The organism is Candidatus Cloacimonadaceae bacterium (assembly GCA_030693415.1).
GTDB lineage: Bacteria > Cloacimonadota > Cloacimonadia > Cloacimonadales > Cloacimonadaceae > JAUYAR01.
Window position 1 is genome coordinate 1 of record JAUYAR010000173.1, and the last position, 20,053, is coordinate 20,053.

The 20,053-nt window shown below is 50.1% G+C and carries 19 protein-coding genes; 4 read left to right on the top strand and 15 right to left on the bottom strand.

The window, feature by feature from the left end:
* A partial coding sequence (locus Q8M98_11115) for a hypothetical protein (protein ID MDP3115302.1) occupies positions 1-275 on the top strand: 275 nt, incomplete at its 5' end.
* 484 nt (positions 276-759) lie between these two features.
* On the opposite strand, the gene Q8M98_11120 is transcribed toward Q8M98_11115, so the two are convergent.
* From Q8M98_11120 to Q8M98_11165, 10 genes are read right to left on the bottom strand one after another with little or no spacing between them, the layout of a single operon-like run.
* Positions 760-1,461 carry a gamma-glutamyl-gamma-aminobutyrate hydrolase family protein gene (locus Q8M98_11120; GenBank protein MDP3115303.1) on the bottom strand — a complete coding sequence of 234 codons (702 nt, stop codon included), beginning with the start codon at positions 1,459-1,461 and terminating at the stop codon, positions 760-762.
* Between the two features lie 14 nt (positions 1,462-1,475).
* The gene (locus Q8M98_11125) at positions 1,476-2,111 is read right to left on the bottom strand and encodes a hypothetical protein (protein ID MDP3115304.1); all 636 of its coding nucleotides are present in this window, start codon (positions 2,109-2,111) and stop codon (positions 1,476-1,478) included.
* A gap of 59 nt (positions 2,112-2,170) precedes the next feature.
* Positions 2,171-2,617, bottom strand: coding sequence for a DUF2147 domain-containing protein (locus tag Q8M98_11130; GenBank protein ID MDP3115305.1), 447 nt, complete (start codon positions 2,615-2,617; stop codon positions 2,171-2,173).
* Positions 2,618-2,655: 38 nt separating this feature from the next.
* Complete coding sequence (purB, locus tag Q8M98_11135; GenBank protein ID MDP3115306.1) at positions 2,656-3,951, bottom strand: adenylosuccinate lyase; 1,296 nt, start codon at positions 3,949-3,951, stop codon at positions 2,656-2,658.
* A complete protein-coding gene (locus Q8M98_11140) occupies positions 3,948-4,658 on the bottom strand; it encodes a hypothetical protein (GenBank protein MDP3115307.1) in 711 nt (236 codons plus the stop codon). The genes purB and Q8M98_11140 overlap by 4 nt, the downstream gene beginning before the upstream one ends.
* Positions 4,658-5,479: a prolipoprotein diacylglyceryl transferase gene (lgt, locus tag Q8M98_11145; GenBank protein ID MDP3115308.1), complete on the bottom strand. Its 822-nt coding sequence runs from the start codon at positions 5,477-5,479 to the stop codon at positions 4,658-4,660. Before lgt ends, Q8M98_11140 begins: the two co-directional genes overlap by 1 nt.
* 10 nt (positions 5,480-5,489) lie before the next feature.
* Positions 5,490-6,272 (bottom strand): electron transfer flavoprotein subunit beta/FixA family protein, encoded by a 783-nt coding sequence (locus tag Q8M98_11150; GenBank protein ID MDP3115309.1) that lies wholly within the window; start codon positions 6,270-6,272, stop codon positions 5,490-5,492.
* Positions 6,269-7,384, bottom strand: a complete 1,116-nt coding sequence (locus Q8M98_11155) for a DegT/DnrJ/EryC1/StrS family aminotransferase (protein MDP3115310.1) — start codon at positions 7,382-7,384, stop codon at positions 6,269-6,271. Before Q8M98_11155 ends, Q8M98_11150 begins: the two co-directional genes overlap by 4 nt.
* A 22-nt stretch (positions 7,385-7,406) precedes the next feature.
* The gene (locus tag Q8M98_11160) at positions 7,407-8,759 is read right to left on the bottom strand and encodes an SLBB domain-containing protein (GenBank protein MDP3115311.1); all 1,353 of its coding nucleotides are present in this window, start codon (positions 8,757-8,759) and stop codon (positions 7,407-7,409) included.
* Positions 8,749-9,708 (bottom strand): GDP-mannose 4,6-dehydratase, encoded by a 960-nt coding sequence (locus Q8M98_11165; protein MDP3115312.1) that lies wholly within the window; start codon positions 9,706-9,708, stop codon positions 8,749-8,751. The genes Q8M98_11160 and Q8M98_11165 overlap by 11 nt, the downstream gene beginning before the upstream one ends.
* A 696-nt stretch (positions 9,709-10,404) precedes the next feature.
* Between Q8M98_11165 and Q8M98_11170 the strand changes: the two genes are divergently transcribed.
* Both Q8M98_11170 and Q8M98_11175 read left to right on the top strand, forming a co-directional pair.
* Entirely contained in the window at positions 10,405-10,707 is a 303-nt protein-coding gene (locus tag Q8M98_11170; protein MDP3115313.1) for a hypothetical protein, read from the top strand.
* 271 nt (positions 10,708-10,978) lie between these two features.
* Positions 10,979-11,152: a zinc-ribbon domain-containing protein gene (locus Q8M98_11175; GenBank protein ID MDP3115314.1), complete on the top strand. Its 174-nt coding sequence runs from the start codon at positions 10,979-10,981 to the stop codon at positions 11,150-11,152.
* A 75-nt stretch (positions 11,153-11,227) separates the two neighbouring features.
* Here the strand turns inward: Q8M98_11175 and Q8M98_11180 are convergent, their stop codons facing one another.
* The 5 genes from Q8M98_11180 to Q8M98_11200 form a co-directional block, all read right to left on the bottom strand.
* Positions 11,228-12,982 (bottom strand): aminotransferase class V-fold PLP-dependent enzyme, encoded by a 1,755-nt coding sequence (locus tag Q8M98_11180; GenBank protein ID MDP3115315.1) that lies wholly within the window; start codon positions 12,980-12,982, stop codon positions 11,228-11,230.
* A 97-nt stretch (positions 12,983-13,079) separates the two neighbouring features.
* Positions 13,080-15,899: a DNA polymerase I gene (gene polA, locus Q8M98_11185; GenBank protein MDP3115316.1), complete on the bottom strand. Its 2,820-nt coding sequence runs from the start codon at positions 15,897-15,899 to the stop codon at positions 13,080-13,082.
* On the bottom strand, positions 15,863-16,522 hold the full coding sequence (locus tag Q8M98_11190) for a hypothetical protein (protein MDP3115317.1): 660 nt from the start codon (positions 16,520-16,522) through the stop codon (positions 15,863-15,865). Before Q8M98_11190 ends, polA begins: the two co-directional genes overlap by 37 nt.
* A complete protein-coding gene (locus Q8M98_11195) occupies positions 16,519-16,968 on the bottom strand; it encodes a DUF488 domain-containing protein (GenBank protein ID MDP3115318.1) in 450 nt (149 codons plus the stop codon). The genes Q8M98_11190 and Q8M98_11195 overlap by 4 nt, the downstream gene beginning before the upstream one ends.
* Positions 16,965-17,585 (bottom strand): DUF488 domain-containing protein, encoded by a 621-nt coding sequence (locus Q8M98_11200; GenBank protein MDP3115319.1) that lies wholly within the window; start codon positions 17,583-17,585, stop codon positions 16,965-16,967. The genes Q8M98_11195 and Q8M98_11200 overlap by 4 nt, the downstream gene beginning before the upstream one ends.
* 122 nt (positions 17,586-17,707) lie before the next feature.
* Between Q8M98_11200 and recQ the strand changes: the two genes are divergently transcribed.
* Positions 17,708-19,897, top strand: coding sequence for a DNA helicase RecQ (recQ, locus tag Q8M98_11205; GenBank protein MDP3115320.1), 2,190 nt, complete (start codon positions 17,708-17,710; stop codon positions 19,895-19,897).
* The last annotated feature ends 156 nt before the right edge of the window (positions 19,898-20,053 follow it).

The following is a 20,053-nucleotide window of genomic DNA, read 5'->3' on the forward strand; positions in this document are numbered from 1 at the left end:
CACGTCCAATCTACCACCAGAAGGACGATCGGATCGAATCGCATCTATTGATATCTGTTCTCGCGTATGCCATTATGAAGAGTATTTTGTTCGATTTGAACCGAAAAGACTACCGAAAAAGCTGGCTGGGAATCAAAAAAGAACTATCCACAAGCATGCGATCGACCTTGATAGTTACAGATACCGCTGGAAAGAAACATCACCTCAGACAAACTGGAACATTAGACCCTGAAGCAGCCGAAATATTCAGACTCCCACAACATCAACGTCAGTAAACACCAATACTACTCAATTCGAAAGTAGTGCCCAAAATGAAAACCTTCCCGTCTATTTTTCAATTACTTAGGCACTACTTTGCGAAACTTGGGATAAGCGTCTTCTGTTCTTCATCACTTAATTCCAGTCTGCCCAAATGCAACAACACAGTGCTGCGTGGTTCCTTCTCGGTATTGCGGGACTCAATCAACTAATAATAGGTGTGGCTGTTACCGGTACGTGAACTGTGAATGATCTTCTTTCTTATAAACATGAATCCCAGAACACCCAGCCGCTGATGTTGGCAATATATATATATTCCTTGTATAGACCTGATTTTGGATACTATTGAGCTTTTTATTCGGAATACGGACTCTATTTTTCAATAAGTTACGAGCTTATTTAACCATATTTAGGGTTTTTTGTGCGAAACTTTGGTTAGGACTTGAACAATTTGGTGAACAAGTGAACAGGTGAGGGGCGCAGACTCACTCGCTCACCCGTTCACTGATTATATAGTCTGGCTTGGTCTATGAAAAAATCGAATAGGGATTTGCGATGCAGCAGATCGGTGATGCGTTCCGGATGCCATTGGATGCCCAAAACCATTTGCGGTGAGTCATATTCGACGGCTTCGATGACCTCGTCTTCGGCAATGGCGCAGATAGTCAAACCCTTTCCGATATATGCGGGATTCAAGCCTTGATGGTGGTTGGAATTGACGGTGAGGAGACCGGTGTCAAAGATCAGTGGCAGCCACCTGCCGCCGGTGATTTTGACCGGATGATAATTTTCCCCGGTGTGATATTCCGCTGTATCGAGGTGCTGGACGAGTTTACCGCCCAGGGCGATATTCATGAGCTGCATGCCGGCACAGATGCCCAAAATTGGCAAATTCCACTTCAGCGCAGCGTGAAAGAGCAGGGGGTCCGCTTCCGCTCTGCGCGGATCGGCAAGCTCAATCTTTGGATGTGGTGTCTCGCCAAACATCTCAGCGGGATAATCATTACCGCCGATGATGACGAGGGCGTCGATCAGGGAAAGATATTGATGAATACTCTCTGCATCCGTCGTGCAAGGCAACGGGAGCGGCAAAGCGCAGTGGGAAACCACAGCATCGACATACTTGCCGCGGAGATGAAACTGGTGATGTTTGCCGAGTTGCATGTAGTTCATGCTCAAACCGATGACTGGTTTCCGGTTCATTTACAAAAACCTCTTTATTCAATAATGATGACAGCCTGGGGTTGATCGTCTTCAAACTCCAGAATGGGCTCTCCGCTATCTAACAATCTGCCTTCGACCAGCTCGAGTTTTGAGTTTCCCGGCATCGAAACTGTGCAAGTTCCGCTGCCGACCATCGTTCCGATCACGTTTCCACTTTTCATTTCCGCATAATCAAACCATCGTATGTTCTTGGCATTGAATCGGAAAGAATAGTTTTTGTCTCCAAGCGTCAGTTTCAGCATATCTTCCTCACGCCGGCAATTATCCAAGGGAGCTCGGATCTCGACTCTGTCCAAAAATATCTTGCGAATACTCAAAAGCAAGGTCTCCTCATTGCCGCGAATGAAGCGAATCTTGCCTTGGAGGGGGGATAGAATCGCGTTTTCCGGCGGCGTGGGAATGCGTCGTTTGAAGCGGTAGTTCATACTGATGAAAAGATTCCAAACGATTGCAGTTAGAGCAATGATCAGCGCCAAGGTATAGAGTTCGAGGGCAGGAAAGGCATAATTGAGCAGAAACGACGCCCATAATAGGATGATGGCGGGTATCTGACGCACAAACTGTGCGGTCTTGATCTTGCGCAGGATGGAGATATGCGTGAACAGAAACTTGTTTCGCGGTGTGGACATTATACCTCTCTAACCGGTTGTGCCGGATGTTTATGCCGGATAAGGCGATTGAATGATGCTTATTTAGTGGTGCGCGTCCAGGTATCGGTTCTACCAACGATCGAAACGCCGATGTAGCCGCGCAGTTTCAGGTTGTCAATTCCGTCGAATTCCGCTTTGCTGGAATAGGTTTTGCCGGATTTTGGATCATAGATCTTACCGCAGTCATACTTGGCGTTGGCTTTGACGTTCAGACCGGTCAGGACTACCAAGCCCATGAGCGGTCGGGCGCGCAGGCTCGCCTCAGGATTGTCTTTGTCCACTCGGGGGATTCCGGCTGCGTCGTTTGGTACTTTGAGCCAGACGATTCTGCCGGCATAGTTTCCGGCGGTGGTTTTGAAGACCTCGATCTTGCTGGTTTTTTCACCATTATACCAGACGCCGGTGATGTCGTCAGGTTTTTGAGCAAGAAGCGCCAGCGGCATCAGCATGGCGATCGCGATGATCAGGAGAATGGCGGTTTTCATAGATAACTCCTTGTCCTTAATTACGATTATTCATTAAATCAGATGATCCCGCAGCGTTTGTAGATATGCTCCACATGGCGCAGATATCTGTCATAATTGAAGATGTCTTTGATGGTTTCGGTGGTGAGCAGGGAAAGGATGCGTTCGTCTTTGAGCACCTGTTCCAGAAAGGGTTTGCCGTTTTGCCAGCAAAGCATGGCGTTGGTTTGCACAAGGTGGTATGCTTCCTCGCGGGAGATTCCGGTATTGGTGAGTGCCAAAAGCAGCGCCTGGGAAAAGACGAGACCGTTGGTGAGCTCGATATTGGCTTTCATATTTTCAGGATAGACAATGAGGTTTTCGATCAAAGTGATGGCGTGGTTGAGCATATAATGCGCGAGGATGCAGGAATCAGGCAGGATGATACGTTCCACACTGCTGTGCGAGATGTCGCGTTCGTGCCAGAGGGCGTTGTTTTCCATGGCGGCTTGAGCGTTTGACCGCAGGATTCTGGCTAAGCCGCAAAGCTGTTCGCTGACGATGGGATTGCGCTTGTGGGGCATAGCGGAGCTGCCTTTTTGACCGCTGGAAAAGTTTTCTTCCACTTCGAGGACTTCGGTGCGCTGGAGGTGTCTGATCTCGAGAGCAATCTTGTCGATCAAAGAACCGATCAGAGCAAGAATGGAAAGATAATAGGCATGGTTGTCGCGTTGGATCACCTGAGTGGAGATGTTGGCGGGTTTGAGATCGAGATATTTGCAGGCAATCTCTTCCACTTCGGGGCTGAGATGGGCATAATTGCCCACCGCGCCGGAAAACTGACCCACGGAGATGCACTCGATGGCGTCCTTGAGGCGTTCGATGCTTCTCTGGGTTTCGTCATACCAAAGGGCAAACTTCAAGCCGAAGGAAGTCGGTTCTGCGTGGATGCCATGCGATCTGCCCATGCAAAGCGTTCGCCGATGGGCTCGGGCTTTGAGTTTGAGGGTTTCCGAAAGACGGTATAGCTCGGTCAACATCAGCTCTCCCGCTTGCTTGAGCTGCATGGCGGTGGCGGTATCCAGCACGTCCGAAGATGTCATGCCATAGTGAATCCAACGTGCGGGCTCGCCAACGTATTCGGCGACGTTGGTGAGAAAAGCGATGACATCGTGTTTGGTGACCGCTTCGATCTCTTCGATGCGGTCGGAATTGAAATCCGCCTTTTCGGAGATGACTTTCCAATCTTTGGAAGGAACGATGCCCAGTTCGTGCATTGCCTTTGCCGCGGCGAGTTCCACTTCCAGCCAGCATTCATAGCGGTTTTCGATCGTCCAGATGCGTTCCATCTCCGGCAGCGTGTATCGCGGGATCATTCTTTCACCCCGCTTGGAGGGGTCAGGGGATGAGCGTTTTCCTCGAGAAATTGCTGGAGGTTAAAATGTGGTTCGGGACGCGGCAGGGGAACGATTTCCGCCTTGCCGTAGCCGATTCTGTCAAACAGCAACTCGATTGAGGTTTTGGCGTCAAGATTGATGAACACTTTGTCCGGATTACCGTTTGAGAGATAGCTGATAGTGATGCCGCTCTTGGATTCGGGAGCGTTGACTTGCCCGATCCTCAGGTCTTTATCAAAGACGATTTCGACACCGCCGGCGCTGAGCTTTTTGTGCAAAATGATCTCATCGCCATAGACGTTGATGAGCGAATCGAGGGATGCGAAGAAACCCTGGGGATTTTGTTTGTTCAAACTGCCGGAAAGCTTTTCCAGTTGGGGCGCGAAGGGGGATTGGATGCTGATGTATTCTCCCATATAAGCGGAGAGCAGAGGTTTGCTTTGCATTGCCATGGCTCCGCCGTCGATGACGTCGAAACGAACCTCGCTTTTGCTTTTATTCAGCACGAACATTTTGCGCAGGGATAAGCCCATGTAGCTTACCTGCACGATGCCGTCGGAGGAGAAATTCTCCCATTTCAACATTTCGGAACGCAGCCGCTCTTTGTCATTCGCCGGTTTGTTCGCGGCACAGGCTGAAAATAGCAGGGCTGCAAGAATGAGAGATAATAAATGCCTGAAACGCATTACATCTCCTTATGAACTAATGATTTGCGGTTGATCATCCAGATGCCGACGGCGGCGGCGATGATCATCAAAAAGCTGAGGATCTGACCCACGGTCATGAATCCAAAAAGAAAACCGTATTTCTGATAGATATCCAGTACATCCGGCTCGCGCACAAATTCCACCAGGAAACGGAACACCCCGTAGAGACCGATAAAGATCCAAAAGACGATCCCGTCCCGCTTTACCCGTTTCAACAGATAAAAGCTGACCAGAAAGAGAACGATCCCTTCCAAGAACATTTCGTAGAGCTGGGTCGGATGACGTGGAAGAGATCCGGCACCGGGAAAAACCATTCCCCAGGGGACACTTGTGGTCTTGCCCCAAAGCTCGGCATTGATGAAGTTACCCAATCTTCCAAGCCCCAAACCAACCGCCACCAAAGGCACCGCGGCGTCCGCAAGAGCGTGGAAGCTCAGTTTGTTGCGCCAGGTGAAGATCAGTCCGGCGATGATCACACCGAGAGCTCCTCCGTGAAAGGACATTCCTCCTTCCCAGACGGCAAATATCGCCAAAGGATTGCTCAGATAAAAGGGCAGGTTGTAAAATATGACATAGCCGAGCCTGCCACCCAATACCACGCCAAGCATCACGGAAAAGAGCGCGGTTTCGTATTGCTCACGGGTGAGGCTGATGTTTTTAAGCTTGAGCATGCGCTTGTAGAACAAAAAGCCAAGGATGAAACTTAGCACATAGAAAAAGCCGTACCAGCGGATCTGAAGGTGCATGCCAAGCAGGTTGAAACTTGCGATATCAGGGCTGATGTCTGGAAATCTTAGCATCGTGGAAACCTCATTTGGTCATTTCGTGTAGGCGTTTGACGATCAGTTCGACCGCTTCGTCCGCGTGTCCGTCAAATTTCTCCGTCAGCTTGTCATGCTTGGGAGAGAAGATACTCAGCACCTGGGTTGGCGATCCGTTCAAGCCGATGTCCTTTTCGTCCAGACCGAGGTCGGCGGCGTTCCAGACAATCATTTCCAAAGCTTTGGCATTACGTTTTCCACGCAAGGATGGCAGTCGGGGACTGTTGATCTCCTTGACCACGGAAATCACAGCCGGTAGGCGCATTTGGATGCGATCATAGCCGTCTTCCATCAGGCGCTGGAGGATGATCTTGCATCCCTCGACGCTTTCGATACGGCGCACGAAACAGGTCTGCGGTAAATCGAGATGGGCGGCGATGCCGGGTCCTACTTGAGCTGTGTCGCCATCTATGGCTTGTTGGCCGGTTAAGATGAGGTCAAAATTGCCGAGCTTTTTAATCGCGGTGGCAAGGGTCAGGCTTGTCGCCCAGGTGTCCGCTCCGGCAAACTTGCGATCCGAGAGCAGGATCATGTTGTCCGCTCCCAGAGAGATCGCTTCGCGGAGGGTTTCCTCCACCTGTGGGGGTCCCATGCTGATCACAGTGACGCTGCCGCCGTGGGTTTCCTTGAGGCGAACCGCTTCCTCGATGGCGTATGTATCGAAGGGATTGAGGATGCTTTCCACGCCTTCGCGGATGAGGGTGTTGGTCACGGGGTCGATCTTGATCTCGGTGGTATTTGGCACTTGTTTGATGCAGACGATCAGGTTCATAGGTCATCCTTTGTGTGAAAATCCTTGATGCGCTCGACCACATAGTCTTTCTGCTCATCATTGAGCTCCGGATAGATGGGGATTGAGAGCACTTTTTCCGCCATTGCTTCGGAAACGGGGAAATCACCTTTTTTATAGCCCAAAGAGTCAAAACACTCCTGCAGATGCAAGGGCAGGGGATAATAGACGGCGCAGCCGATTCCGCCGTCCTGAAGGTGTTTCATCAATCCGTCCCGGTCTTCGCAGATCAGGGTATATTGATTGTAGATGCTCACGGCTTTGGCATCGATGAAAGGAGTTTTGATCCCGGTGATGTCTTTGAGCCGGGCATTGTAATAATCGGCATTGGCACGGCGGGCTGTGGACCAATCCGCCAACGCGTCCAGTTTGACGGAGAGGATTGCGGCTTGCATAGTATCCAGCCGGCTGTTCAAGCCCACCCATTTGTGAAAGTATTTGGGGCTTTCGCCATGAACGCGGAGCTGGCGAAGCTTTGCGGCAAAATCGTCATCATTGGTCAGACACATTCCGGCATCACCCATGGCACCGAGATTCTTGCTGGGGAAAAATGATAAAGTTCCGATATCCCCGAAAGAGCAGCTCATCTTGTCATCCCAGGTGCAGCCGATGCCTTGGGCGTTGTCCTCGATCACATACAAGCCGTGTTTTTTGGCTATTTCCATGATGCGGGTCATGTCGCAGCTTTGTCCAAAAAGGTGCACGGGCATGATCGCCTTGGTTTTGGGTGTGATAGCGGCTTCGAGCTTGTCCGGATCGAGGTTGAAGGTTTTGGGATCGATATCAGCAAAGCGGGGTATGGCATGATTGCGCCAGATCGAACTGGCGGTGGCAAAGAAGGTGAATGGAGTGGTGATCACTTCATCATTTTCGCCGATGCCCAGAGCCTTGATCGCCAGCACCAAAGCGTCGGTGCCGGAGGCGCAACCGATGGCGTGTTTGATCCCAAGGTATGCTTGCATCTTTTCCTCAAGATCCTTGACGTCCTGACCCATAATATAGTGATGATCGGCAAAGACGCGATCCAGCGCCTCGCGGATCTTCGGCATCAATGGTTCATATTGAGCATGCAGGTCCAGCATGGGGACTTTCATAATTCTCTATTCTCCTGAAATCTTATTTTGCAGTGAGCGCGAGCACACTAATGATGATCGTCAAAAACTGGGAGGTGAGCAAAAAAACGTCCTTGATATCCAACCAGGCATCGCGGTCGGTCTTTTCCGCCACGAAGATGTTGTCTCCGGGATTGATCACCAGCTTTTTTGCAGGTTTGACCCAGTTTTCGCTGGCGGCGCGGATGATGCGTGTGCCGCTGTAGCGGCGGTTGTTTGTGAAACCGCCTGCGGAGGAGATATAGTATTCCCAGTTTTTGCCTTCCACCCAGGGTACCAAGCCGGGACGCCGCACCTGACCGCTCACATAGACCATGTCAAACACTTCCGGCACATAGAGATAATCTCCATCACGCAGGAGCGGATTGCTCTTCTCGCCCTTTGAACCCCAGGCATCGAACACATCCACGTTGTATTTACCTTTGATCTGCCTCATCTTGGAGCGCAGATAGTTATATTCCATCGGTGTCATTTGCGTCATGCTGAGCTCTTTGAGGCGTTCGAATTCCGGATCGGTCTCGAGATTATGAGTCCCACTTATGAGCAACGCGCCTTTCAGGTCTCCGCGCAGGTTCGGTCCCCCGCATTGCAATAAGACGTCATAGAGCGTGGTCTTGTCTCCGATGAGATAATCCCCGGGGGCTTTGACGTTTCCTTCCACCGTGATCTTCCAGGCTCTGCGCTGTTCCGAATCCCGGGAAATGATCACACGGTCAAATGCCTTCAGGGCAAAATCCGCCACCTCCGGCTTGGACGGATAGGCGCTCAGGTCAAGCTTGATGATGTCGAAATCGATCAGATTATCCTTGTAGCGATAAATGTTTATGGTCTTCAGATCGGCACCCGAAATGAAACCTTGCGCCAGAATGAGGATATCGGAGAGGCGGTCTCCGGGTATAAACTCATAATCCCCCGGCAGATAGACACCCCCATGGATGGAAACGGTGCTGAACATCGCCGAAACGGTGATCACGTCTGAATCCCGCAATAGGGGATTGTGTTCAAGCTTGCCGATGCGGAGAAACTTTTGCAAATCATAGACGGTGGTTTTTTCACCGCGGGTGATTTTAACGCTGCGTAGCGCCTGAAAGTTGTCGTAAAGGGAATCTTGCTCCGCCAGTTGTTTTTGCAGGGGATTGATAAACTGTGCCTGATTGGTCTTGGTTTTGGGATTCCGCGTCCGTTCGATGGCATCGGAAAGCCGGTTCAGGGCACTCATCTGATAGACTCCGGGATTTGCAACGAAACCGGTGACACTCACCGAGATCGGGATTTGGGCTTGGATCGGCAGTGTTTGAGCTGCCATCCAAGCTCCCAGCAAAGCGAAAGCCAGCAGTATTAGCAACTTAGTTTTCATAGTATTCGATCATCCTTTGTATGATGTCGTCGAGTTTGTATTTGGGTTCAAAATCGATGTGTTCTTTGATTTTGGAAAGATCCGGCATGCGATTCATCATATCTTCAAAGCCCTCTTCGAAAGCATCTTCATAGCTCATGTATTCGATGCGGGACTTGCTGTCGCACATGGTCTTGACCTTCTTTGCCAGCTCTGCGATCGTGATCGATTCGGTGGTGCCTACATTGAAGATCTCGCCCAGGCAATTACTCGCATTCATCAGCTTGATAAAAGCATCCACGACGTCCGAGACATCTGCGAAACAGCGGGATTGCATACCGTTGCCATAGACGAGGATGGGTTGGTCAAGCAAAGCGGCTTTGATGAATTTGGGCAGCACCATGCCATATTGACCGGTCTGGCGAGGTCCCACGGTGTTGAAACAGCGGACGATCACCACCGGCAGCTTTTTCTCGCGGAAATATGCCAACGCCATAAATTCGTCGATCGCCTTGCTGCAACTGTAGCCCCAACGACTGATGTGCGTGGAGCCAAGCAGGCGGTCATCCTGCTCCTTGAATGGAATCTGCTCGCTCTTTCCATAGATCTCCGAGGTGGAAGTGATCAACACCTTGGCTTTGTGCTTGTTTGCCAGCTCCAGCACGTTGTCCGTGCCCACAATATTGGTCTTGAGCGAGAGCAGCGGATTCTCGATGATATATTTGACGCCCACCGCTGCCGCCAGATGATAGACCTGATCGATCCCCACGAAAAGCTTCTCCATCAATTCACGGTTCAATATCGTGCCGATCGTATAGCGGAACTTGGGATGCTGTTTAAAAGTCTCTATGTTGTCCAGACTGCCGGTGGAAAGATTGTCGATCACATGCACGTGATGATCTTCGTTCAGCAGTCTTTCAGCAAGGTGCGAGCCGATGAATCCGGCTCCGCCTGTAATCAGGATTTTCATATTATCTCCATATTAGGGTACAATTTACAGATTTAGTTATCCGCAAGCGGAGGTTTGGGAACATGATTTGACAAGCAGCTTTTTGTCAATAGAAAAGGGAGACTGTTCAACTATTCCTTCAATGTGCATTGAGAATTACTGCTAATTGGGAATTGAGAGATGAAATTGAGGTGTCCTGAAAAAGGTGGATGGAATATGGAATTACCGACGTCCCCGTCGGTTCTTGCGCGGCAGCCCCATCAGAGGCGATACCAGATAGCTAGGGGTGGAGCGAATGGGAAACCCCGTGACCGATGGAACTGATGGATGGAATATGGAATTACCGACGTCCCCGTCGGTTCCTGCGCGGCAGCCCCATCAGGGGCGACAAGAATACCTAACAACGCCAATACCGGTAATTTTCCTTGATCATCTAACCACTTTTATATTCAAATCCTTAGCAATTCAATTTACATCCTCTCCCGTGAGCATTACGGAGTCAATACGGACTTAGTCCGTAATGAGTCCGTATTGATTCCGTAATGCTAAGGGGGAGCGGGTGAGTGTTTCCTACCAATTCTCGATTCTTAAATTAGCAGTAATTCCCAATTCTTCAGCATACCCCAAAAAGCACTTCTTGACGCTTTTGCCAGCTTCATTTACATGGGGACAAAATGAAAATGTCTTGATTTTATCGGGCATAAACTGGAGACAACGATGTATGAACCGCCCCGCGAATATCAGCCTCCGCAGACTTCTTTTGACCGCACTTCGGTTTGCGAAGCACCGGTAATCGGAGTCTTTGAATGGATCGTGATTCAAGTCCTGATGATGATCCCGCTCGTCAATATCATCGTCCTCATCGTCTGGGCTGTGGACAATTCCGGCAACCCCACCCGCGGCAATTTTGCCAAAGCCTATCTCATTATCATCGCCTTCCAGATCGTGATGATTGCAATATTTCTCGGCACGATGGCAGGCACGATACTCAATTTCGTCAACGAATTGGGGCTGCAATAAGGGCAGATATTGTTTTTCTTTGGGAGAAACGTAAAAACGGGCTAAAATGGCTTTGCATCAAGGCGCGCGTCCATCGACGAGTTCATCTTTTGGCTACGAAAAGCGATTTATTCAAAGAAAGTTGAGGAAATGCAAAGAATTATATTGACAGAATGATGCTTCTCACAATCATGTCCTCTTTATGCGATTTAACATTCCGTGAGCCGATTCCGTTTTGTTTTGGAAATGCCTCAGACCCGAATGTATAAATCCCAAAACAAAGGAGATACTCATGGCCGACAAAAGCTTAGTCTGCAAAGACTGCTCGAAAGAATTCGTCTTCACCGATGGTGAGCAGGAATTCTACAAAGAAAAGGGACTTCAGAACGAACCCCAACGTTGCCCCGATTGCCGCAAAGTCAAAAAACAAGAGTTCAATCGCAACAGATTTCAACGTCGCTACTAAAATAGTATAAAGACTGAACTGTTAAAAGCCGCTGATTTCAGCGGCTTTTTTTGTTTTACGAAACCAGGCAGCGGTTCAGAGCAAAAACTCCCCACTGTAGCTATAGTTTTCCACCCGGCTCACATAAAAAAACATCAGATTCTCAAGCTCCTTCTCAAACACGGCGAGTGGATATTCTTCCGGAAGTCCGGAAGCGAGCTTGTATGCCTCGTCCAACGCCTGTCGATAGAGCTCTGAAGCGTTTTGGTGCTGCTCGTGAACAAAGACGCCAGCCGCAAATGCCTGCTCAATATCCACTTCGATGTGATTGACCGGAACGAAATCCAGATGCCTCCATTCCCCCGTCTTGATATCGAAAATATAGAGCGGCAGGAACTTGTGTCCATGCTCGATGACAAATTTCACTCCGGCGATCAGATAATCCACCTCAGCGACATCGTGGGCATAATGCAGGTTGAGACGCACCCAACCGGGTTTGATCCCAGTGTATCCTGCCACGGTGATCAGGCAACGATAATAATCCGAAATGTTATGACCGATCTTCATCAGATGATGTCCATAGGGTCCGGCACAGGAACATCCCGCACGGGTTTGGATACCAAATAGATCGTTCAGCAAGCGGGTGACGAACTTCGGATGCAGATATTTACCCCGGTGGCAGATGTTGAAGGGCACGATCGGCACTTTCCTATCCGCCTCCTGAGGTCCATAGAAAGAGATGCGGCTCTCTCCTTTGAAGGCGTCCTGGAATCGATGATAATAAAAGTGCTCGATCTCAGAGATTCGTTTCATGCCGGCTTTTTCCTTGATCTGAATCGCCAGCGCCGTGCGGATGGCTTGCATGATTCCCGGCGTGCCCGGTTTTTCCCGCGTTTCGATATCACGAATGTATTCTTCTTTTTCCGGAGAGACATAATCCACAGTGCCGCCTGCAGGAACGGTGGGAGGCAGCTTGGCGGGATAGATGTCTTCGTTGATGATCAGCACTCCGGAGGAACCAGGTCCGCCGATTAGCTTGTGCGGAGAGAAGAATATGGCATCGAAATAGCTTTCCCCGTCATGGTTCATATCGATCTCGACATAGGGAGCGCAGGCGGCGAAATCAAAACAAGCCAAACCTCCATGACGGTGCATGATACGAGCGACTTCATAGACGTCCGTGAGCAGCCCGCTAACGTTTGAGGCGGCGGAAAAGGAGCCGATCTTGAGGCGTTTGGCATATTGAGGATCAGAAACCGTCTTTTCCAGCAGTTCCAGATCGAGATCGTCATTATCGTTGAGCGGCAGTTCGATGATGTCGCACAAAGTCTGACGCCACATGATCTCGTTGGAATGATGCTCATAGGGTCCCACAAAAACAATGGGACGGTGGTTGCGGATATAATTGTGCAGATCCTGATTGCAGAGCACCTTGCCGGGATTGCGTTCCAGACAGCTTTTGAGGAAGGAATTCACTCTTTCGCGCGTGGCGGGAGGCCAGTACACGCCAAGGATTTGCTGCAACTTTGTGATCCCGCCCGTGGTGCCGGATTCCGTGAAGATGATCTTATTCTTGGCGCTGGCATTGAAATGGCGCTTGATGATCTTTTCCGCGTCATGCAGCAGGCGGGTCATCGTCTTGCCGGTAAAATCGTCCTCGGTGTGAGTGTTGGCATAATACTGCAAGATCCGTTGGACATGGCTTTCGATCGTGTTCAGAGCTCTGCCGCTGGCGGTGAAATCCGCATAGACCAAAGTGCGCGTGCCAAAAGGCGTTTCAAAAGGCATGTTTCTGCCGATAACATCCCGGCGCAGCCAGTCGAGTTCGTTGATCAGGTCTTGTGTGCTCATATCTTTCATCCCAATTACTTAGCTTATAGATTCATTATGTAAAAAAGTGTAAATGCTGTCAACTGTGTCTTACGGGGTTAGTTCCACCCGTGCAAATTCAATGCGCGTCAAACCAGCTTGCTCCATGCGAGATATCCGTCTTGATCTCTACTATGTTTCGATGCTCTTGCGGCAGTGCGTTTTCCATGCAATCGCGGATCAGCGCGGTTGCTCTTTCAACGCTGTCTTTGTGAACTTCAAAGACCAATTCGTCATGCACTTGCATGATCATGCGGATGCGATCGTCGGCTTTGATCAGGGCATGGATATCTAACATGGCGATTTTGATCAGATCGGCGGCGCTGCCTTGGATCGGCATGTTTACAGATACGCGTTCCGCCTCGCTTTTGAGCCCTTGGTTGGGGCTGTTGATGTTTCTCAGGTAGAGCCTTCTCCCAAAAAGGGTCTCGCAATACCTTTCACGGCGGGCGTTGGCGATGCAGTTGTTGATGAAAGCCCGGATGGAAGGAAATCGTTCGAAGTAGTTGGTGATCAGTTCCTTCGCCCGATCCTGACTGATGCCCAGCTCGCGCGCCAGTTTCTTTTGCCCCATTCCGTAAAGCAGCCCAAAATTGATTGCCTTGGCTTGCCTGCGTTCCTCGCCACTCACTTCTGCAAGGCTTTTATCCGTAATCAGCGCCGCGGTCTGACGATGGATGTCGATGCCTTTATGAAAAGCGTCGATCAGCACTTCATCGCGGGAAAAAAGCGCTAACAAACGCAGCTCGATCTGAGAATAATCCGCCGCGAGGATCAAAAAGCCCTCTTCCTTCGCCACAAAGGCTTTGCGGATGGCGCGTCCAAGCTCGGTGCGCACCGGAATGTTCTGAAGATTGGGGTTCGAGGAAGAAAGCCTGCCGGTAGAGGCAACGGTCTGGTTAAATGATGAATGGATGCGTCCGGTGGCTGGATTGATCAGCTTTGGCAGGGCGCTCACATAGGTGGATTCGAGCTTGGCGAGCTGGCGGTATTGGATCAAATCATCGGCGATTTGATAGTCCTCAGCAAGGGTTTCCAGCACGCTGCTATCGGTGGAAAATCCGCTCTTGGTCTTCTTCCGCGATGGCAGTTTCTTTTCCTCGAAGAGCAGCTTTGCCAGTTGCTGGGTGGAATTGAGGTTAAACCGGTATCCGGCATAGTCGTAGATCTTTTCCGTCAACAGCTTGATCTCCCGGTTGAGAGTTTTGGAAATCTCATGCAGCATGCCGGTATCGATGCTCACGCCGTTTTCTTCCATCCGCTCTATCACCCTCACCAAAGGAAGCTCAATCTCGTCGTAAAGCTCACGCATATTGCTGTTATCCAGTCTTTTGCGATAGATAGGATAGATGCGGAAAACTACCCAGGCATCCTCCGCGGCATATTTTGCCGCAAAGCGGACATCGACGAGATCGAAGGTCACCTGCTTTTTCCCCGATCCGATCAATGCCGAAATCGGGATCATCGTGTGCCCCAGTTCCTCCATGGCACAGGCATCCAGGGAATATTGATTGGTGCCGGGATCGAGGATATATGCCGCTAATACGGTATCAAAAATAGGGTTATCGATCTCCCAGCCGTGCCGTTTGAGCACGATCATGTCATATTTGAGGTTGTGCCCGACGATCAGCTTGCCCCGCAGTTTTTCTTGCAGGGCTTCGATAACCCCTTTCATATCAAGATTATCGTGCATTTGATGTGCCAGCGGGATATACCAGGCTTCCTCAGTTTTAAAGCAGATCGAGACTCCTACGAGATTGGCAAGCATCGGATCAATGGAATCCGTCTCAGTATCCAGACTGACGATTTCGGCATTAGAGACCTCGTTTAGAAGAGTGGAGAAGTTTGTTTTATCCACCAAAAACGCGTTGAAGGCGTCAGCCGCTTCTTCTTTCTCTATGAGCGGAGGAGGGGTATCACTGCCAAAGATATCCGCCTGCGCCAAAGGAAGTTCCTCTTCTCTCGGCACTTTTGGCGTTTCTATTACCGGCTGCGTTTCCTTTCTGCCATAGCGCGCTTCGATCCTGCGCTTGAGGCTCATCAGCTCATATTGATCAAAGTAATCGATCGCGTCCACCAGTCTGCGTGGGTCAAATCTCAAGGTGTCCGGCGAAGTAATATCGATCGGCACGTCCCGAATGATCGTGGCAAGCCGTTGTGAGAGATAGGCGTTTTTCTGGTTCTCGATCAATTTGCTCTTCACTTTTTCGGGAATCTTGTCCAGATTGGCATAGATATTGTCCAGGCTGCCAAATTCCTTCAACAGGCTCTCCGCGCCTTTGGGACCGATGCCACGCACCCCAGGAATGTTATCCGATGAATCCCCCATGATCGCCAGGTAATCGATAAACTGTTCTGGGTAAACTCCATATTTATTAAAGACTTCCGCGCTGCCGATCTCGATGTTTTTGCTTGGATCGAGCATCTTGACGCGCTCCTCCACGAGTTGAGAAAAATCCTTGTCCGTGGTCACCATCATTACCTCAAAGTCTTTCTTGAAATGCTCCGCAAGCGTGGCAAGCACGTCATCCGCCTCAAATCCGTCCAGCGAAATCTCCGGCATGCCGATGCGGTGAAAGAAATCGTGCACCGGCGCCAATTGCGCGATCAGATCATCCGGCATGGGCGGACGGTTTGCTTTGTAGGCTTTGCTCAATTCGTGCCTGAAAGTAGGCGCCTTGCGGTCAAAGCTGATCAGAAGATATTCCGCCTGCCGGTTTTCGATCAAAGACAAAAAGGAATTGATCACTCCAAAGATAGCGCTGGTGTTTTGTCCCTTGGAATTGGTCAACGGGTTTTTGATGAAAGCAAAGTGCGAACGGTAGAGCAGCGCCGTGCCGTCGATCAGATAGAGGGTTTTGCTCATGGGAAAACTCCCGCGGCGATCTTGTAGTGGCATTTATCCTGCTCGAAGCATTCGCCCACGCTCACCAATAGATGGGGACTCTTTGGCAGTTTGTGTGTGCCTTCGGCAACGCTTTCCACCGCCGCCAGATATTCAAAATCGGTGATTGGGAAAGGCTCGTATTCGACGCCCTTATAGACGAAAGCAAGCATTGCCTGACGTCGCTCCCAGCTTTGCTGGATCAAGAGAGCGCAGCTTTCCGGCTGGATAAAAAGCAGGGATTTGATCTCCCGCGGTGTGAAATCCATGAATTTGCTCTGATGCAGCTTGCGTTCACGATCATAAAAAACCCAAGCGCTTTGATTGGCTGGATGAACCTGCAGCACTTCTTCGATTGAGGATTCACGCAGCTTTTTCCACACGGCATTTTGCTTAAGCACATAATTTTCACTCTGATAATAGGAAATCGATCGGTCTGTGCATTCGACTTCGACGAGATCCAGTTTCTTTGCCAAAGTTCTGTCCGCGTAGGTCATCTGGGCAGGTTCGATGGCATAATGGGCATCGCTGTTCGAGGTTATCAAACGAATCAACGCCCCGCTTTGGACATCCGCTCCGGCGACACAGTATCTGCCATATTTCTTGGAGGTCGCAAGCAGGATCAATTGCTTTTTCATAGATGCACCACCTTCTTTATTTTCAGTTGTTTGGCGATGAAATCCGCTGCCAGCCTGCGATGGCATTTGTCCGCGGTCGGCTCTGAACACAGCAGGCAGATTGGTGCTTGCCAAGCAAGGTAATCGGTTTTGATCAAAGTGCTTATCTTTCTGTCGCGCATAATCTTCTGATAGCTCTTTTGATAGTCAACCCAGTCCACTTGCTTTGCCCGAAAGGAGGAAAGCAAATCTGCCGCCGGTGCCAGCAATGGATAGTAAATATATGTGATTCCCGCAAGCTCGTCCAGAAAATACTCCAAATCCCGAGCTTTGGCAAAGCCGGCAAGTTGTCCGGTGTTATTTAAACGGATGTCCACCAATGTGGCGATGCCGTTGTCCCGCAGGATCTTGAAAAACTCCCTTGCCGTTTTTCCGGCAAAGCCGATGGTATAAATCGCCGTGCTCAATCCTCCATCTCCTCTTTGCGCCAGGCGATGGCTTCATTGCGGATGAAATATGCCTCTCCCAAAAGCTCCGCCTCGCTGGGTTTGCCATCGATCAAATCGAAGATGCTGCCTTCGTCTCGATGCGGGAAAAACTTGTCCAACAGTATCTTATCCAGCTCAATCTGAGTTTGAATCGAGCCGTCTGCAAGGATGTGCTGAACCTCATAGCCCTGCAAAGATAATGCCCTGCCCACCATGATGGCGCGATGACAATCGAAGGGATCTTTTTCAGCGCACAAAAGCGCCGGTATTTTACCCTCGATCAGGCATTTGTCCAGCTCCTCCACTCCACTCTTGAAGATGTGGGATTTGCAAAAAGCACGGTAATTTAACCAACCCGCGGGAGTATAATACTCGCTATCCAGTTGGCGCGCGCCAAAAAACTGACCCATAGATAGATACGCTATGCCTTTGTCCTTCAGGCTCCGCATCAGCAATTCGCGGTTAAATTGCGGATAGCGTGCCGAATAGGGACTGCTGCGCACATCTAACACGATATCGATATCGTACTTCTTCAAAAGTGCCAAAAAGGCATCCGTTTCGTGATTGGAATGACCGATACTAAAGACTTTATCCATGTTCCATATCCTCACCTCTTCATAAATACAACCTCGATTATGCGCGAAAACTGTCAACACATTTCTCTTGACCGATATCGACCCCGTCCGATATTTGCTTTAATGAAGATTTGATCCGGGGGATGAATATGCAAATCACGGTTACTGATCTGCGCGCCAGGCTCTCAGAAGTATTTGGTTTCGACCGGTTTCTGCAAGGACAGGAAGAGATCATTTTGCACCTTTTGGAGGGAAAACACGCCCTCGCAGTCATGCCTACCGGCAGCGGGAAATCTCTCTGCTACCAGCTTCCCGCCCTGATCTTTGCCAATATGAGCATCGTCGTCAGTCCGATGATCTCTTTGATGAAAGACCAGGTGATGCAAATGCAGGCGTTGGGCATTCCCACCGAGATGTATAACAGCTCCATGAACCAAAACCAGCAATCCGAAGTATTGAACAAAATCAAAGCCGGAAAGGTGAAATTGCTCTACGTCGCACCCGAGACGCTGCTCAAAGAACAATTCCTCAAACATCTGGGAGACAGGCGTATAGACCTTGTCGCCATCGACGAAGCACATTGCATTTCGATCTGGGGGCACGACTTTCGTCCCGAATACCGTCAGCTCAAAGATATCCTCAATCGCTTTCCCAAAGCCGTTTGTTTTGCTCTCACCGCCACCGCTACTCCGAAGGTGCGCAAAGACATCTGTGCAGTGATGGACATCCCCGGCGAGCATCAATTTATCCAGTCCTTCAACCGCAAAAACCTGCTTTTGATGGTGGAAAGAAAACAGGACGCCTTCATCAAGCTGCTCAATTTTCTCAAAGCTCACTCCGGCGAAAACGGTCTGATCTATTGTCTAACCCGCAAAAACGTGGATACACTGACCGATAAGCTCCAGAGCGAAGGCTTTTCCGTGCTGCCATACCATGCCGGTTTGTCCGATGAAGAACGCAATCGCAATCAGGAAGCTTTCATCCGCGACGAAATCCGCATCATCGTCGCCACCATCGCTTTCGGGATGGGCATCAACAAATCCAACATCCGCTTCGTAGTGCATTTTGACCTGCCCAAAAACCTGGAAACCTATTACCAGGAAATCGGCAGAAGCGGGCGCGACGGCTTACCGGCAGTCTGCATGATGATGTTTGGCTACAACGACTTGGACATCGTGAAACACATCATCAACCTGTCTCCAGATCCTCAGATGATCAAATCTCAACTGCTGCATCTGAAACCGCTGATCGACTATGCCGAGACCGGAATCTGCCGCCGCATCCCGCTCTTGAATTGGTTTGGCGAACGCTTTGAAGATTCCGATTGCGGTATGTGCGACAACTGCCTCGAAAAGCATAAGCAACGCATCGACGCGCTGATGCAGGCACAAAAGTTTCTCTCTACCATCTTTCGTAGCGGGCAAAGACATCCCGCGAAGCACATTATCGACATCCTGCGCGGCTCCAAAAGCAAGCAGATAACGAGCTTTAAACACGATGCCCTCAGCGTGTATGGCATTGGCAAAGAATGGAAACGCGAACAGTGGTTCGGACTCTTTTACCACCTGAAAAAGCATGGCTTGATCGGCATCGATCCCCAATATGGCTCGCCGATCCTAAACGATGCCTCATGGAAGATCATCAGAGGCGAAACCGAAGTCCTGATCCCAGCTTCCGTGACCGCGTTGCTGCTACAAAAAACCGATCTCGAATGTGACATGGAGCTCTTTGGCATCCTTGCCCAAAAACGTCTTCAGCTCGCGCGCGAACAGGGAATGCCACCCTATATCATCTTCAACGACCGCACTTTACAGGAAATGGCGAGCTATTTTCCCCATAGCACGGATTCCCTGCGCCAGATCTATGGCGTGGGAAGCAAAAAACTTGAAGACTACGGAGATATCTTTCTGCCTCTGATCAAGGACTATTGCGCGCTGAAAAACATCCTCGAAACCGCCAATCCCACGGCGCCCTTCAAAGCGCCTCCCAAAATAAGCAAAAGTGCGCAAATCGCCGATTATCTCGCTTCCGGACACAGCATTTCCCAAGCGATGGTCTTTTTTGACTGCAAACAGGAAAACATCCTCAAACATCTTCAGCTCCATCTCGAAAATGGCGGCAGCGTCGATCCCGCCAAACTTTGGGAGATTTCCCTGCTGGAAGAATCCGACTCACATAGCATCATCGAGGAATTCAACCGCCGCGGCTTGGGATACCTGAACCCTGTCTATCAGGCTCTGGGAGAGAAATATAGCTATCATGAACTGCGCATCCTCCAGCTCTACCTGATCGCGGAAAAGCAGGCTGCCCAAAAAAAAGCCGAAACCGGGTAAGCAAAGCCGGCTTTTCGGATATTTTCCGTTCCATGATTATGGAATTACCGACGTCCCCGTCGGTTCTTGTTCGCGGGATCGGTTACAGAATTGTGGATCGATTACAGAATTGTGGATCGGTTTACAGAATTGTGGATGGTTTAGAGAATTGTGGAT

Coding starts and splice junctions, on each gene's coding strand:
- Q8M98_11170 (MDP3115313.1), top strand. CDS start 10,405: ATGTATGAACCGCCCCGCGAATATCAGCCTCCGCAGACTTCTTTTGAC.
- Q8M98_11120 (MDP3115303.1), bottom strand. CDS start 1,461: ATGAACCGGAAACCAGTCATCGGTTTGAGCATGAACTACATGCAACTC.
- purB (MDP3115306.1), bottom strand. CDS start 3,951: ATGATCCCGCGATACACGCTGCCGGAGATGGAACGCATCTGGACGATC.
- Q8M98_11150 (MDP3115309.1), bottom strand. CDS start 6,272: ATGAACCTGATCGTCTGCATCAAACAAGTGCCAAATACCACCGAGATC.
- Q8M98_11130 (MDP3115305.1), bottom strand. CDS start 2,617: ATGAAAACCGCCATTCTCCTGATCATCGCGATCGCCATGCTGATGCCG.
- Q8M98_11155 (MDP3115310.1), bottom strand. CDS start 7,384: ATGAAAGTCCCCATGCTGGACCTGCATGCTCAATATGAACCATTGATG.
- polA (MDP3115316.1), bottom strand. CDS start 15,899: ATGCCACTACAAGATCGCCGCGGGAGTTTTCCCATGAGCAAAACCCTC.
- Q8M98_11140 (MDP3115307.1), bottom strand. CDS start 4,658: ATGCGTTTCAGGCATTTATTATCTCTCATTCTTGCAGCCCTGCTATTT.
- Q8M98_11175 (MDP3115314.1), top strand. CDS start 10,979: ATGGCCGACAAAAGCTTAGTCTGCAAAGACTGCTCGAAAGAATTCGTC.
- Q8M98_11165 (MDP3115312.1), bottom strand. CDS start 9,708: ATGAAAATCCTGATTACAGGCGGAGCCGGATTCATCGGCTCGCACCTT.
- Q8M98_11180 (MDP3115315.1), bottom strand. CDS start 12,982: ATGAGCACACAAGACCTGATCAACGAACTCGACTGGCTGCGCCGGGAT.
- Q8M98_11200 (MDP3115319.1), bottom strand. CDS start 17,585: ATGGATAAAGTCTTTAGTATCGGTCATTCCAATCACGAAACGGATGCC.
- Q8M98_11190 (MDP3115317.1), bottom strand. CDS start 16,522: ATGAAAAAGCAATTGATCCTGCTTGCGACCTCCAAGAAATATGGCAGA.
- Q8M98_11125 (MDP3115304.1), bottom strand. CDS start 2,111: ATGTCCACACCGCGAAACAAGTTTCTGTTCACGCATATCTCCATCCTG.
- recQ (MDP3115320.1), top strand. CDS start 17,708: ATGAATATGCAAATCACGGTTACTGATCTGCGCGCCAGGCTCTCAGAA.
- lgt (MDP3115308.1), bottom strand. CDS start 5,479: ATGCTAAGATTTCCAGACATCAGCCCTGATATCGCAAGTTTCAACCTG.
- Q8M98_11160 (MDP3115311.1), bottom strand. CDS start 8,759: ATGAAAACTAAGTTGCTAATACTGCTGGCTTTCGCTTTGCTGGGAGCT.